Origin of the sequence: Geodermatophilus africanus (genome assembly GCF_900107105.1) — a bacterium.
GTDB lineage: Bacteria > Actinomycetota > Actinomycetes > Mycobacteriales > Geodermatophilaceae > Geodermatophilus > Geodermatophilus africanus.
Genome location: NZ_FNOT01000001.1, coordinates 23,592 through 38,451 on the forward strand (window position 1 = coordinate 23,592; position 14,860 = coordinate 38,451).

At 72.7% G+C, this 14,860-nt stretch carries 11 protein-coding genes; 5 read left to right on the forward strand and 6 right to left on the reverse strand.

Going from position 1 to position 14,860, the window contains the following annotated elements; translation table 11 throughout:
- The first annotated feature begins 101 nt into the window (after positions 1-101).
- Together BLW63_RS27190 and BLW63_RS00125 are read left to right on the forward strand one after the other, a co-directional pair.
- Positions 102-287 carry a hypothetical protein gene (locus BLW63_RS27190; protein ID WP_211516939.1) on the forward strand — a complete coding sequence of 62 codons (186 nt, stop codon included), beginning with the start codon at positions 102-104 and terminating at the stop codon, positions 285-287.
- Positions 288-368: 81 nt separating this feature from the next.
- Positions 369-1,430 (forward strand): SAM-dependent methyltransferase, encoded by a 1,062-nt coding sequence (locus tag BLW63_RS00125; protein ID WP_211516940.1) that lies wholly within the window; start codon positions 369-371, stop codon positions 1,428-1,430.
- Between the two features lie 383 nt (positions 1,431-1,813).
- Here the strand turns inward: BLW63_RS00125 and BLW63_RS00130 are convergent, their stop codons facing one another.
- The 6 genes from BLW63_RS00130 to BLW63_RS00155 form a co-directional block, all read right to left on the reverse strand.
- Positions 1,814-2,614: an alpha/beta fold hydrolase gene (locus tag BLW63_RS00130; RefSeq protein ID WP_091150231.1), complete on the reverse strand. Its 801-nt coding sequence runs from the start codon at positions 2,612-2,614 to the stop codon at positions 1,814-1,816.
- A gap of 787 nt (positions 2,615-3,401) precedes the next feature.
- On the reverse strand, positions 3,402-3,641 hold the full coding sequence (locus BLW63_RS00135; protein WP_091150233.1) for a hypothetical protein: 240 nt from the start codon (positions 3,639-3,641) through the stop codon (positions 3,402-3,404).
- A 71-nt stretch (positions 3,642-3,712) separates the two neighbouring features.
- Positions 3,713-5,047, reverse strand: a complete 1,335-nt coding sequence (locus BLW63_RS00140; protein WP_091150235.1) for a S8 family serine peptidase — start codon at positions 5,045-5,047, stop codon at positions 3,713-3,715.
- Between the two features lie 625 nt (positions 5,048-5,672).
- Complete coding sequence (locus BLW63_RS00145) at positions 5,673-7,367, reverse strand: alpha/beta hydrolase (RefSeq protein ID WP_170856560.1); 1,695 nt, start codon at positions 7,365-7,367, stop codon at positions 5,673-5,675.
- Between the two features lie 700 nt (positions 7,368-8,067).
- The gene (locus BLW63_RS00150; protein WP_091150238.1) at positions 8,068-8,715 is read right to left on the reverse strand and encodes a response regulator transcription factor; all 648 of its coding nucleotides are present in this window, start codon (positions 8,713-8,715) and stop codon (positions 8,068-8,070) included.
- A complete protein-coding gene (locus BLW63_RS00155; protein WP_244522251.1) occupies positions 8,703-10,442 on the reverse strand; it encodes a sensor histidine kinase in 1,740 nt (579 codons plus the stop codon). Before BLW63_RS00155 ends, BLW63_RS00150 begins: the two co-directional genes overlap by 13 nt.
- A gap of 160 nt (positions 10,443-10,602) precedes the next feature.
- Here BLW63_RS00155 and dacB point away from each other — a divergent pair, with 160 nt between their 5' ends.
- From dacB to BLW63_RS00170, 3 genes are all read left to right on the forward strand, one after another.
- Positions 10,603-12,207: a D-alanyl-D-alanine carboxypeptidase/D-alanyl-D-alanine endopeptidase gene (dacB, locus tag BLW63_RS00160; protein WP_244522252.1), complete on the forward strand. Its 1,605-nt coding sequence runs from the start codon at positions 10,603-10,605 to the stop codon at positions 12,205-12,207.
- An 85-nt stretch (positions 12,208-12,292) separates the two neighbouring features.
- On the forward strand, positions 12,293-13,543 hold the full coding sequence (locus tag BLW63_RS00165) for a serine hydrolase domain-containing protein (protein WP_091150242.1): 1,251 nt from the start codon (positions 12,293-12,295) through the stop codon (positions 13,541-13,543).
- An 89-nt stretch (positions 13,544-13,632) separates the two neighbouring features.
- Positions 13,633-14,814, forward strand: coding sequence for a serine hydrolase domain-containing protein (locus BLW63_RS00170; RefSeq protein WP_091150243.1), 1,182 nt, complete (start codon positions 13,633-13,635; stop codon positions 14,812-14,814).
- The last annotated feature ends 46 nt before the right edge of the window (positions 14,815-14,860 follow it).

Here is a 14,860-nt window from a genome sequence, read left to right on the forward strand (position 1 = left end):
TCTCGCTCCGGCCGTGGAGACGCGTGCGGACTTCCACCGACCTGCGGGGATCCCGGCCACCGGTGAGGACCGCAGTTCGGCGTGCTGTGCCAGGGTCGGGCATGGCCGCCTCCTCGCCGCGTCGGGCTGCCGGACTGGTGGACGAGCTGGGGCGGCTGCTGCTCGGGGCCCCCGTCCCGCTGTCCGTGCGGTGCTGGGACGGCTCGGCGTCCGTCGTCGACGGTGCACCGACCCTCGTCGTGCGCCACCGGCGGGCCCTGCGCCGGCTGGTCTATGCGCCCGGGTAGCTGGGCCTCGCCCGCGCCTACGTCAGTGGGGACCTCGACATCGAGGGGGACGTCTATGCCGCGCTGAGCTTTCCCGACCGGATGCCGGCCCGCCCGGAGCTGCGCCTGGACCGACGGGCTCTCGCCCGGTTGGCCGGCCCGCTGCTGTGCCTCGGGGTCTTCGGACCGCCCCCCGCGCCACCGCCGGAAGAGGCCCGACTGGGCGGGATCCGGCACTCGCTCGGGCGGGATCGGAGCGCCATCAGCCACCACTACGACGTCGGGAACGACTTCCACCGGGTACTGCTGGGACCCTCGCTCGTCTACAGCTGTGCCTATTTCCCCGAGCCGCCGGCGACCCTGGAGCAGGCGCAGGAGGCCAAGCTCGACCTCGTCTGCCGCAAGCTGGATCTGCGGCCCGGGATGCGGCTGGTCGACGTCGGCTGCGGCTGGGGCTCGCTCGCCCTGCACGCCGCCGCGCGGTACGGGTCATCGGTGACCGGGGTGACCATCTCCGCCGCCCAGGCCGAGCTGGCCACCCGGCGCGTCGCCGAGGCAGGCCTGTCCGAACTCGTCGAGATCCGCCTGCAGGACTACCGCGAGGTCGTCGACGGACCCTTCGACGCGATCGCCTCGATCGGGATGGCCGAGCACGTGGGCCTCGCTCAGTTGCCGCGCTACGCCGCCAGGCTGCACGTCCTGCTGCGCCCGAGCGATCGGCTGCTCCACCACGCCATCGCGCGCGGCCCCGCAGCCGGTCCGGACCGCCCCGACCCCGGCTCGTTCCGGACCCGCTACGTCTTCCCCGACGGCGAACTGCAGCCGCTGGCTACCCACGTCCGGATCCTCGAGGACGCGGGCTTCGAGGTCGCCGACGTCGAGGCTCTCCGCCGGCACTACGCGCTGACCTGCCGAGCCTGGGTGAGCAACGTGGAGCATCGATGGGACGAGGCCGTCCGTCTGTCCTCTCCCGGCCGGGCCCGGGTCTGGCGGCTGTACCTCGCGGGATCGGCGCTGGCCTTCGAAGGCCACCGGGTCGGCGTGAACCAGGTGCTGGCGATCCAGCCAGGATCCTCCGGACACGACCGCCTCCCACTGACCCGTCCGGACTGGAGCCGTCGTGCGGTGGAGGGCGCCCACGAGCCGAGCGACGGCGCCGCCTGAGGCCGTGGCCGGGGACCAGCAGCGACGGGCGGCGTCGTCGTCGGAGTACGAACACAGACGAGCCGTCACCCGACCGGCCCGCCGGACGGCGGCCGACGGGGGTCGCGTCGCCGCAGCCAGGCCGGGGGCCGCGCAGGCCCGCCCACCGCCGACTCGGCGGCGGGCTGGAGCCGGTCACGGCGAGGTGGCGCCGACGCCTTGCCGTTCCTCGGCGACCTCGGCCCGGCCCGGCCCGGTGCGACGATCGCGATCTGCGACGTCTCCGAGGACCTCCGGGACGCGGAGGTCATCCGGCACGTGCGCGTCCTCCGGACAGGGCGGCGGACTGGCCCGGACCGTACGCCGGTCATCCGTCATCCGAACCGGGCACGCTGTCGGACTGGTCACCGGTGCCGATCCAGCCATTCGAGGAGCACCCTCGACACGTGTTGGGGCTGGTCGGTCATCAGCACGTGGTTCGCATCCGGGATCATCACGAGCTCGGCGCCGGGGATCCGGCCGGCGATGATGCGGCCGTTCTCCGGCGGGACGAGCGCATCCAGCTCCCCGTGCACGACCAGCGTCGGCGCGGTGATGCCCTCCATGCGGCCGTGGCCGTCCCAGCGCGACGACCCGACGACCTGCGCCAGGTAACCCTCGTTCGAGGCGGCGAGCGGCAATCGCACCGCCCAGTCCTCCTCGATGCGCTCGCGAGGTGTCCCGGGCGCGTAGTTGTAGGGGATGGAGGCCTCGGCCGCCTCCTGGGGCGTCATCTGGCCGCGCCGCATCAGCATCGCCATCGCCTGGGGGTTCACGACGGCGTGCGCGCTGCCCGGGTGTGTGGCGATCAGGCACAGCGAGCGGACCCGTTCCGGAGCGGTGAGCACGAGTTCCTGGGCGATCAGGCCGCCCATCGAGAGGCCGACGACGTGGGCCGTGTTCACATCCGCGGCGTCCAACACGGCCAGGGAGTCCGCCGCCATGGTCTCGACCGTGTACGGCGCCCCAGGGACGTCACCGGTGCGGCCGGCACCCCGGTTGTCGATGCGGATGACCCGGTAGCTCTCGGCCAGAGCGGGCACCAGCCGGAACCACATCGCGGCCGGGTAGGCGAGCCCCATGAGCAGCAGGACGGCGGGAGCGTCCTCCGGCCCGTCGGACTCCCACGAGATGTGGGCCGTGTCAGGACGCTCGATGACCGGCACGGGTCGCTCCCTTCATCGTGAGGTCTCGCGGCTTGGATCGGAGGCGTGGTTCCTCACGTGCACCGCGCCTCGAGAGGTCAGGCCCTGGCCCGAGACGGGCAGCGACTGTCGGGAGACCGGGACTCGGTCCATTCTGTAGCAGGACCTCGGCGCCCTGTGCAGCCCGTGTGCGTGTGCAGCGCGTCCCCCCTCGAACACTCATGTGATGTCCTGAGACACCGTTCACAAGTGCCTCGGGACATCGTTCGTCTGGGGGTCGTGCCTGGTGGTCCCGGCTGGGGTCGAGGGTGAGGTCCCGCAGGAGTCGTCCGCGGTTGGCGATGACGCGGACGTGTAGGTCGTGCACGAGGACCAGGACGGGTGTGCCGGCGTGGCCCCGGCCGATGCCGATGTGGTGCAGCCGGCTGTCGTACCGCAGGGTGAGCTCGCCGTCGCTGTCGACGGGGTGTCGATCCGCGGGTGTCCGGTGGCGGTGGCCTCGGGCCGGGGTGCAGGTCCCGGCGGAGGTGCGCCGGCCCCGTGCCCGGGCGCTCCGCGCTCGCAAGGTGCACCGTGTCGTCCGCAGTGCCGGCCGGCGCACCGCACCGCCATCGGGGGTGGCGACCGTCCGGCCGGAGCGGCCTGCAGCCCGAGCGCCGCCGCTGTACCGACGCCGAGGAGCAGGGTGGAGGCGAAGCGCCGTGGGGGCGTCAGGACTCCCTCGGCCGACGGGCGGGCTCCGAGATGGCGGCCGAGAGCGCGGCCCGCGGGCGAGGCCGCCGGCTCCGCCGGCGTACACCGAGCCCGGCTACCACGTGGTCGGCGCGTCCGGCGGGCCGATGTCGATCTGCGTCTCGGGGGAGACGTCTGCGACGCCGGACACCTTGCGCAGCCGACCGAGCGCATCGTCCGGGGCGGTCCCGATGACGACGCCGATCTGATCGAGCAGCTGCTCGGTCGTGAAGCCGCGGACGGTCAGATCCGCGGCGACCTGCGCGAGATCGCGATGCCCATCGCTGGTGACGACCCACCGCTTGCTGCTTTCCACCGCGCCTGCTCCTCGTCCGGTGCCCATGTGCCGCGGACCGCCGGGACTGTCCCGGCGGTCCGCGGCCGCCGTCACGGAGCCTGCACCAACCCCGCTCCCACCCGCGAGGCCGGATGGGGCAGGTGCTTCGCCGTCTCCTGCAGCTTCCGCCACAGGTTCATGCCGCGGAGCGAGGATGAGGTCTGCGCCCACAGGGCCGCACACCCGGCGACGTGCGGGGTGGCCATGCTCGTCCCGTTCTTCGTCCCGTAGCGGGTGGGCCGTGGCACCGACGAGAGGACGTCGCGTCCCGGGCCGGCGATCTCGACCTTGCCGAAGTTGGAGAAGGACGACGGCGCCAGGGTCCGGTCGACGGACGCGACCGACATGACCGTCGGCGAGTTCGCCGGAGCACCGGTGACCGCCGATGCGTTACCGGCAGCGGCCACGATGAGCAGCCCGTTGGTCAGCGCGGCCCGGCCGGCCGCGGTGTAGGCGGCCTGCTCCGGCGACTGCGAGCCGAGGGACATGGAGATGACCTCGCACCGGTTCGCGATGGCCCAGTTCATCCCGGCCAGGACGCTCGCCGTGGTGCCCGACCCGGTGTTCGACAAGACCTTGCCGACGAAGATCGAGGAGCCGAAGGCGATCCCGTACCGAGGGGTGCTCCCGGGGGGAGCCTTGGGACCGCAGGCCGTGCCGATGCAGTGGGTGCCGTGGCTGTGCAGGTCCTGCACCGGTTGCCCGACGAAGGACGCGAACTGGAGTGCCCGGCCGGTGAAATCCGGGTGCTGCAGGTCCATCCCGGTGTCGAGCACGGCGACCTTGACACCGGCGCCCGTGCGCGTGCTCGGGGGGACCTCGCAGGCGGCCAGACCCCAGGTGGTGCCGAGTGCCCGTGCCTCCTCCTCTGCCGCCATCCGCTGCTCACGACCGTTGTAGAGGTCACGTGCGATCACCTCGGCCGCCTGCACGAAACCACGCAGGTACTCCGAGACGCCGTCAGCTCCCCTCGCCGGGGCCCGGGTCCCGAAGGCCTCCACCGTCCCCTGGTCCGCGAAGGCGAAGTACTCCGGCTCGATGGACCCGACCGGGCTGTTGGCCGTGAGGGTCGACTGCGCGGTCATGCCGTGCGCCTCGGCAGCGGGACCGGTCATCACCGCTGCACCGATCTCCGGGAACACGAGGACCTCCGCGTCGCCGGCGTCCTCGACGGCGAGGGCCTGGTCACTGAAGTCGCGCGCGTCGGCCACCTGCAACCCGCTCGAGACCAGGGACTGGATTCCGGCATCACCTGCGCCCTCGCGGAAGGTCATGATCACCCGGCCCGTCTCGTGGCTGTCACCTCCTCGTTCGAGGGCAGCGGTGAGCAACTCGTCGACCGAGGTCGAGAGGGTGGATCCGGCAGGAGGAACTGAACTGGTCATGGTGCGTCACCCACAGTCTGTGCGTGCGGCGATCAGGGCAGCCGCACCGTAGGGACGCCGCCATCACGCGGTCATCACCGGAGCGTCACCTCCTCCGGCGGTCGGCGTGCGCCGTCGTCGCCCCAGAGGGTCGCGGGTCCGATGGCGGCCCCGTGGCCTGGTGCCGCTCCTCCGGTCGGTGCTGCGGCGACGCGTGAGCACCTGTGGGACCGGAGCCGACATCGCGGCCCGTGAGCAGGGCGGGTACGGCGCCTCGGTCGGTCGAGCAACGGATGCCGGCAGCCACGTCACGCAGGGACCACTCCCCTGGGCGGCCGTGTCGCCACCAGCGGGTCACCGGTACGACCAGGCCCGGTGACCACACCCCCGCATCACCGGCGACGGAGCGATCAGTGCCGGGTGACCAGGAGCCCCTCACCGGAGGCGGGAGGAAGGCAACGGGCGGCAGTCCTCGGTGGAGCGAGCTGCACTGCTCGGCGCCCACCCCGCGACGGCTCGCTACCGCAGCAGTGGCCGTCCGAGCCCACGGACGCGGCACACGAGGTCCGGGCGCCCCGAGGTCTCGAGCACGCCGAGTCCGTCACCGACCTCCCCGAACGCGTGCTCGGGAGATCTCGCCACGGCATCACCGGGCCTGGAGCGCACGGCGTACGGCCTCCGGGACGGCCGCTGCGTTCACGGCGGTCCGGGCCCGGGTGTCCTCCGGGGTTGCCGCCTCTGTCGGTCCGAAGGGTGAGCCCTCCGGCTCGCACACGGTGCCGGCCGCGGGCACGTCGCCGGTCACCAGGTACCGGGTGACGTGGCTGTCCACGCAGAAGTTGCCGGCGCTGAAGTAGGCGGTGTGCCCCCATCCGGCGTAGGACAGCAGTCGGGAACCGGGCAGCAGCTGGGACGCCGCCACAGCGCCCTGATAGGGGGTGGCCGGGTCGAAGTGGTTACCGACGACCAGCACCGCCGCGGTCGTGGGCGCCGTCCACGGGCCCGGGTAACGGTCCTGCCCGGCGCTGCTCGGCCACGACCGGCAGGCACTCGCGGTCCAGTTCCAGAACCGGCCGAAACGGCCGAAGCGGGCCTCGGCGCTGTCAGCGGCCGACTGCCAGGTCGCGAAGGACCGGGGGTTGACGCTGTCGGAACAGGTGACGCCGGGGAAGGCCTCCACGACGTTCGGGTACGGCTCCTGCTCCGCAGCTTCCAGCCCGAGCTCGGAGCGGACCACGGCCAGACGCTGCCCCAGCGCAGCCGGCGAGAGCTGCTGCTCCAGGTCGACGAGGAGGGCGGCGAAGTCGGGCCAGATGAACGGGGCGTACAGCGCGCCCACCGTCACGGCGATCAGGTCGTTGTAGGTCACGCTGAACGTCGCGCCGGTGACCGGGTCGACGGTGGCGGCCGGGTGCGCGCGCAGCCGCTCGGCCAGCTCCGCGTACCGGCCGCTCGCGTTCCCGGCCAGGGCACAGTCCGGACCGGCTGCATCACACAGCCGGAAGAACTCGTCGAGGGTGCGCTCGGACCCGTCGGCGCTGCCGATGCGGGTGCCGACCGGAGTGCTCACCGCTTCCTCGCCGTGACCGGTGGTCCAGGCGACCGGGTCGAGGACACCGTCGATGACGAGGGCGCGGACGCGCGAGGGGAACAGGTTGGCGTAGGTCTGCCCGAGCACCGAGCCGTACGAGAAGCCGAGGTAGGTCAGCTGCTCGTCGCCGAGCGCCGCGCGCAGCAGGTCCATGTCGCGGGCCGTGTCGGCGGTGGACATGTGGTCGAGGATGGCGCCGCCGTGCTGGGCGCACGCGCCGGCGAGTGCGTCGTCGGACACCCGCTGGAGTTCCTCCTCCTCCGGGAGGTCGGGAAACGGGATAGGCGGCAGGGTCGCGATCGCCTGCTCCAGGGTGTCGAAGCAGCGCAGCGGCGTGCTGCGGTTGGTCCCACGGGGGTCGAACCCGACGATGTCGAAGCTGGCCCGCAACTCCAGCGGCAGGATCTTGGCGACCGCGCGGACGACGTCGACCCCGGATCCGCCGGGGCCACCCGGGTTGACCAGCAGGGAGCCGATGCGTCGGCTGGGCTCTCCTGCGGGCAGCCGGATCACCGAGATGCCGATCTGCTCGCCCTTCAGGTCGCCGTGGTCGAGCGGAGCCGGCACCACGGCACACTCGAAGCCGTCCCGGCATGCCGTCCACGTCACCTCGGGCGCGGCGACGACGGAGAGGCTCGTCGACGGCGCGGCGTGCGCGGACGGCGCGAGCAGAGCCACGCCCAGCGCTGCGATGACGCTGGTCACGAGGGCAGCACGGATGCGGCCGTGCGGCTGAGTGGTGCGGATCATGCCGACTCCCAGGGTCATCGGGTACGGGCGACTCACCGATCCAACTGATCTCCGTGCCGGGTGCCGGCGCTCGATTCGGTCAGTGAGCGATCGATTGCCCTGCGTCGACAGTGCTGCCAGAAGCTACTCGCCGTGGTCGAAGATCACCATGGGGTACCCGGCCTCATCGAGTCCCTCTGCTGCGTGGTCGCCCGGCAGCGCTCGCGTCACCGCGTGTCCGGGTGATCCACTCGGGGCGGTGCGGACGAAAAGGGGCCTCGTGTCGAACCGGTGCGGAGCGCCCCGGGCCGGGGTGAGACGCCATCCCACGTCGATCCCGTTCGATGGCCCCGTCCGGCGACCACCTCGTCCGGTGTCAGGTGCCGGGTCCCGGAACGGCTCTGCTCGGCGCGGACCCACATCACGTCGGCACGTCGCTGCGCTGCGACTGCAGGACACCTGGTCCGCACGCATGAGCCAGTGCCGCGTCATCCGTTGGCCCACGATGACAGGATCACCGACCCGGCGGGGCGATCACCGGGGGTGGCCCGGTGCCTGCCCGGACGGAATCCCGCCCGGGCAGGTGGAGAGGAGCTCCTCGGGATCGCGGCCCACGGCCAGGGTGGCCCGGCTCCTGGAGCGGGCGAGGCGAGGGTGCAGAGGGCTGGTGAGCGTCACGGGAGTGTCGACCGAGGCCGTGCAGGGGAGCTCGATGAGCCGCTCAGGACGAGAGGTAGCGGATCACCGCCAGTACTCGGCGATGGTCGTCCTCGCTGGGCGCGAGGTCGAGCTCGTCGTAGATGTGGGACGTGTGTTGCACGACCGCCCGCTCGGTGATCGACAGGGTCCGGGCGATCGACGCGTTGGTCCGGCCCTCCGACATCAGGGCCAGCACCTGCTGCTGGCGAGGGGTCAGCCGGTCGAGCGCATCGTGATGCCCCCGGGCGCGGGCGACCATGAGGCTCACGACCTCGGGGTCGAGGACGGTGCCGCCGGCAGCGATGCGGCGGAGATCGTCCGTGAACGTGTCGATGTCGGCGATCCGCTGCTTGAGGAGGTACCCGACGCCGGACGGGCGATCGCCCAGCAGCTCGACGGCGTAGGCGCGCTGGAGGTGCTGCGACAGCACGAGGACGGCGATCTCGGGGCGCTCCCGGCGGATCTCCACCGCCGCCCGCAGGCCCGCGTCCTCGTGATCGGGCGGCATCCGGATGTCGGTGACGACGATGTCGGGAACGTGTTCTCCCGCGCTGCGGACCAGCCCGTGTGCATCCCCGACCGCGGCGACGACGTCGAACCCGGCCGCCTGCATCACGTGCGTGAGCCCGGTTCGCAGCAGCGCCTCGTCCTCACCGATCACGACCCGCACGGCAGCTCCACCAGCAGACGGGTGCCTCCGCCGGCCGGGCTCTCGACGGTGAACCGGCCGCCGAGGGCGTCGACACGATCGGCGAGGCCGTGCAGCCCCGCGCCACCCTCCTGGGTCGCACCGCCGACGCCGTCGTCGGTCACGCCGATGACGAGCCGCGTCGGCGCGCGCTCGAGCGTCACGGTCACCTTCTCGGCCGCGGCGTGCTTGACCGCGTTGGTCAGCGCCTCTGCGACCACGAAGTAGGCCGTCCTCTCGACCGGCGCCGGCAGGCGCCCGTCGACCGCGGTCACCGCCAGCCGGGTGGGCAGCGGCATGCGATCGACCAGGTCTTCGATCGCCGCGGTCAGGCCCCGCTCGACGAGGGCGGCCGGCATCAGGGCGTGGACGACCCCCCGGAGCTGCCGGGCGGCACCGTCGATGCCGAGACGCAGGCGCGTCGCCGCGCCGGGGAGGTCGGCCGACCCGTCGACGCGAGCCAGTTGCTGTGCCTCCAGCGCCAGCAGGACGAGCTCCACCTGCAGACCGTCGTGCAGGTCCTGGGCGATGCGCTGCCGCGCCCGGTCGCCCGCCTCGACGAGGCGGGCGCGCGACTGCTGCAGGTCGGCATGGCTGGCCCGCAGCTCGGCCGTCAACCGGTCGTGGTCGATGGCGAGGGCGGCCACCTGACCCGCGCCCCGGACCAACTCGGCGTCGTCGACGACCGTCGCGTCGTAGACGATGGCGCCGATCCGTCTCGACCCGAGCTCGATGTCGACCAGGCCGCGGTGCTCTCCCAGCGCCGACGTGTCGAACGCGGCGCCGTCGCCGTCCACGAAGGCGCGCCCGTCCCGCGACGCGTAGACGACCTGCAGCGACGGGTCCCCGAGCGCACGCCCGAGGGCATCGGCGACCAGCTCCGGGGTGGCGGCGGACGACGCCAGCCAGGCACTGAGCTCCTGGATCTCGGCCGTCCTGGCGAACCCCCCGCGCAGCATCGCCGTCGCGAGGGCGACGGGCACCCCGGCCAGCAGGACGATCTGGAGCCCGACCACCTGCGCGACCGAGAGCCCGGCGGACGGACCCAGGAGCGGACCGAGCGGCGTTGCCAGGACGGCCAGGATCCCGTAGGCGTACAGCGGCAGCAGGACCCTGCGTTGGCCGGGCGTGGCTGAACGCAGCCGGTCGACGAGCACACCCGCGGTCACCAGCATGACGACCAGCCCGGCACCTCGCTGGAGCCAGGTACCGGCGGAGAGGAGATCCGCCCGGTGACCGACGGAGAGCATGCCGCCCGGGCTGGCACGGGGATCGAAGAGGTAGGTCGGGACCTGCAGGACGAACGACACCACGAAGCCCCCCACCACCGTCAGGCGGGAGGTGCGCGAGCGGAGGCGTCCGGACGGGAAGGCGTGCAGCAGCCACACCACCACGGCGAGCGGGGTGGTGGCGAGCACGACCCCGACCGCCACCAGGACGGGTGTCGCGGTGTTGGCGAGCGCGACCACGAACCACGACAGCGCCCCGATGACCATGATCGGCCCGGTCCGGTTGCTCGGCCGGCGCCGCCACGCCTCCAGACCTCCGGCCAGGTAGACGAGTCCCCCGGCGGGGAACAACGCGAGCAGCCACCACCGAGCGTCTCGCTGGTCGGCGAACAGGGCGATCTCGACGCCGGCGACGACGGCACCGAACGCGCCGATCAGCGCGAGGCTCACCACCAGCGCCCGCGCCAGCGGCGATCGCACACCTCCCCGATGCGGCATCGGGGCAGCATGGCACCGGCGACGCGCGCTCGGTGCAGCCTCGGACCGGCGACGACTCGCCCGGGACCCTGTACCCAGGTCCAGGTCGGCGGGCCACTCCGCTCCATTGCCCGGCGGTCACGGCGTCGCCAGGGTCGGCTACGTGAACCGCCGAGCGGCTGCCCTCCCGTTGCTCGTGTCGACCGTCGTGCTGACCGCGTTCACCTCGTCGACCGGGTCCTCCGCCTCGCCGGGCGAGGGACCCGGCCCCCAGCCGCAGGTCGGCGAGCTCCCCGCCGCCGCCGCCGCCATCATGTCCAAGCCGGAGTTCGAGACGGCCCGGTGGCTCTACTCCGTCGCCGAGGCGGAGACGGGCCGAGTCGTCCTGGCCGGCCGTGCCGGGGAGTCCGTCTTCACCGCGTCGACCGCGAAGAACTTCACCGTCGGCACCACGTACGCGACGCTGGGCACCGACGCCACGCTCACCACGCCGGTGTACGCGACGGCCGAGCCGGCCGGTGGCGTCCTCGCCGGCGACCTCGTGCTGGTGGCGTCGGGAGACCTCGCCATGGGCGGCCGCGGCGCCATGAGCGGCCGCGTCGACCACGCGTTCACCGCCGACACCATCGACCACGTCTACGGCGACGTCGCGCCGAACGCGGCGTTCGTCCCGGACGACCCGTTGGCCGGCCTGGACGACCTCGCCCGGCAGGTGGCCGCCTCAGGCGTCACCGAGATTGCCGGCGACGTGGTCGTCGACACCCGGCTGTGGGAGACGTTCGACGGCCAGGAGGGACCTGCACCGTCGATCTACGTCAACGACAACATCCTGGACATCACGGTGGCGGCGGGCGGTGTCGGGGAGCCCGCCGTCCTCGACCTCCGCCCGCAGACCCAGGCCGTGACCGTGACCTCTACGGTGACCACCACCGACGCGGGCACAGCGACGTCGCTCACCGTGACCCCCGATCCCGGCGATCCCACGTCGGTCACGGTCAGCGGCACCATCGCGGCCGGCACGTCCCAGCTCACCATCTACCGCGTCCCTGACGCCGCGTCATGGGCGCGCACCCTGTTCGTCGAGGCACTCGGTCGCGCCGGGGTCACGGTCACCTCCTCCGCCGTCGGACCCAATGACGAGGCGGGGTTGCCGCCCGCGGGTTCCTACCCGGCCGAGGACCGGGTGGCTGCCCTGACCTCCCCGACGATGCGGGCCTTCGGTCGCATGATCCTCGAGACCAGCTACAACACCGGCGCGAACGCCCTGATGTGCCTGCTCGCGGTACACGGCGGCTCGCCGGACTGCCTCGACGGGCTGGAGGCGGTGCACTCCCAGCTCGACCGGGCCGGCGTCGTCGCCGAGGACGTGGTGCTGTTCGACGGGCAGGGCGCCGACCCGGCCTCGACGACCCCGGACCAGATGGTCGCCTGGATGAGGTGGGCGCAGACGCAACCCTGGGGCGAGGAGTTCGCAGCCGACCAGCCCGTCCTCGGGGTGAGCGGGACGCTGGCGAGCACGGGTCAGGACGGTCCCGCCGCGGGCGAGGTCGCGGCCAAGACCGGGACGAGCGTCGACGTCGACCCCACCACGGGCCGCGTCTTGTACAAGGTGCAGAGCCTCGCCGGCTACCTCACCACCGAGCGGGGCGAGCGGTTGGTGTTCTCGCTGTCCATGAGTGGGGCGACGTACCCCGACGTGCCCACCGGTCTGCACGACGCCAACGAGGACGTGGCGGCCGTCGCCGCGGCCTTCCAGCAGGCGCTGTGACACCCGGCGGTGCACCGGGCCGGGAAGCGTACCTGGTGCGGACGGACGCACACCCCCTGACCGGCTACCCATCGGAAGGTCGACCATGACAGCTGCAGAGCGCTCGTGCGGGTCCCGTCGTTCCCGGCCACCCGGTGCGCTGGCCGCCTCGATCGCGACGACGGCGGTCGCGTTGCTGGTCGTGGCTCCCGCCCCGGCGAACGCGTCGCCCGCTAGCGCGGCGGCGCCGCCGGAGGACCCGGCGTACGCCGCGGCGGTCCAGCCCGAACTCGACCGGATCATGAGGGACCTGGCGATCACCGGCGCCGCCGTCCTGGTGCGGTCCCCCGAGCTCGGCGACTGGGCCACCACGATGGGCACGCGGACCTGGCACGGCACCGAGCCGGTCACGCTCGCCGACCACGTCCGGGTCGGCAGCAACACCAAGACCTGGACCGCCACCGTGATCCTGCAGCTGGTCGACGAGGGCAGGATCGCCCTGGACGACCCGGTGTCGCGGTACCGCCCGGACGTGCCCAACGGGGAAAACATCACCATCGCCCAGCTGCTGGACATGACCAGCGGGCTGGCCAACTACACCGAAGACCTGGAACTGAACGAGCAGATGGACAGCAACCCCGGCCGGGTGTGGGATCCAGAGGAACTGCTCGCGATCGGCCTCGCCGAGCCGCCCGCCTTCCCCCCGGGCGAGGGGTTCCTGTACTCCAACACCAACTACGTGCTGCTGGGCGTGATCATCGAACAGCTCACCGGGGTCCCGGTGGAGCAGGCCTTCCAGGACCGGATCTTCGACCCGCTGGAGCTGGGCGAGACCTCCTTCCCGGCGCTGACCGACGCCTCGATCCCGGAACCGCACCCGCAGATGTACACCTTCGGCACGAACGTGGAGACCATCGACAGCCTCGTGCTCCCACCGGAGGTCCAGGCCGCTGCCCGCGCCGGCACCCTGGAGCCGATGGACGTCACCGACACCAACCCCTCCTGGGGGTGGACCGCGGGCGCCGGGATCTCCACCGCGCCGGACCTCGCCGACTACGTGGAGGGACTGGTCGACGGGTGCCTGCTCAGCCCGCAGCTGCAGCAGGAGCGGATCGCCAGCGTCCAGCCGGTGGACCCGGACGACCCGGCCAGCCCCGGCTACGGGCTCGGCCTGGCCAGGTTCGGGCCCGTGTACGGGCACAGCGGTGAGCTGCCCGGGACCAACTCCTTCATGGGCCACGACCCGGTCCGGGACATCACCGTCGTCACCTGGGCCTCCACCGCCCCAGCGCCCAGCGGCGAGGGCCCGGCCGTCGAGCTCGCCAAGGCCGTGATCGCCGAGCTCTACGCCGACTGACCGGCACCCCCTGGCAGACCGGGTCGGTACGACGGGGCCCCGGCCACGCGGACACCACACCGTTCCCTCCACGGGAGGAGCTGTTCCTCATGCGCCGATGGATGCGCCCCGCCGCCCTCGCACTCGCCGTGCTCGCCGGGGCCGGGACGACCGGCTTCACGGCCACCCCCGCTCCCCCGGCCGAGTCGGCTCCTCCCCCGGCCGCGACCCTCGACCCGGACCTCGCCGCACAGGTCGACGCACTGGCCCGGGCCGCGCTGACCGCCGGCGCCACCGGCGCGGTGGTCGGCATCTCCGACCCGGTCCGGGGGAGCTACCTCCAGGCCTACGGGACCGCGGACACCGCAGGGACCCCGATGACCACCGACGTGCACTACCGCATCGCCAGCGTGACCAAGACCTTCACCGCCCAGGCGGTGCTGCGCCTCGCCGACCAGGGGAGGCTGTCCCTCGACGACCCTCTGGAGGAGTACGTCCCCGACATCCCCCACGGGGACGAGATCACCGTGCGCCACCTCCTGGGCATGCGCGGCGGCGTGTACAGCTTCGTCCGGGACGAGGAGTTCATGGCCCGGTACGTCGCCGACCCGCTCCTGCCGGGGTGGTCCCCCTACGACGTCCTCGAGATCATCCGCGCGCACGCCGACGAGGCCACTCCACCCGGCCAGGCGACCGTGTACTCCGACTCGGAGTACGTCCTGCTCGGGCTGGTCATCGAGCGGGTCACCGGCCGCTCGGCACAGCAGTACACCACCTCGGTGATCGAGGACCTCGGCCTCCAGGAGGCGTCGTATCCCACCACCGCGGCCCTGCCGGAGCCGTACACCCACGGCTACATGAACACCGACAGCGAGCTGACCCCGGCGGACCCTGCCGCGGAGGAGCCACGGGACGTCACGCTCAGCAACCCCGAGGTCCCGTCCACCGCCGGTGCGGTCATCTCCACCGTGCCGGACATGATCCGCTACGCCGAGCAGCTGGCGAGCGGGACGGGTCTCGCCCCGGAGACCGCCCGGCTGCGCCAGGAGTGGACGCCGCTTACCTCGACCGGCCTCCGGGTGCAGTACGGCCTCGGCGTCCTCCAGCTCGGGAACTGGGTCGGCCACAACGGCTCGATCTTCGGCTACAGCGACATGGTCGGCCACCTGCCGGAGGAGGAGACGAGCGTGGTGGTGATGGTCAATGCGGCCGACGCCGAGGCCGTCCCCGCGATGGCCCTCTGGAGCGGGATCGTGACGCTGCTGTACCCCGACAGCCTGCCGACCTGGTGACCGTCAGGGCACTGCGGGCCCCCGCTGGTCCTCGAGCACACCTGCG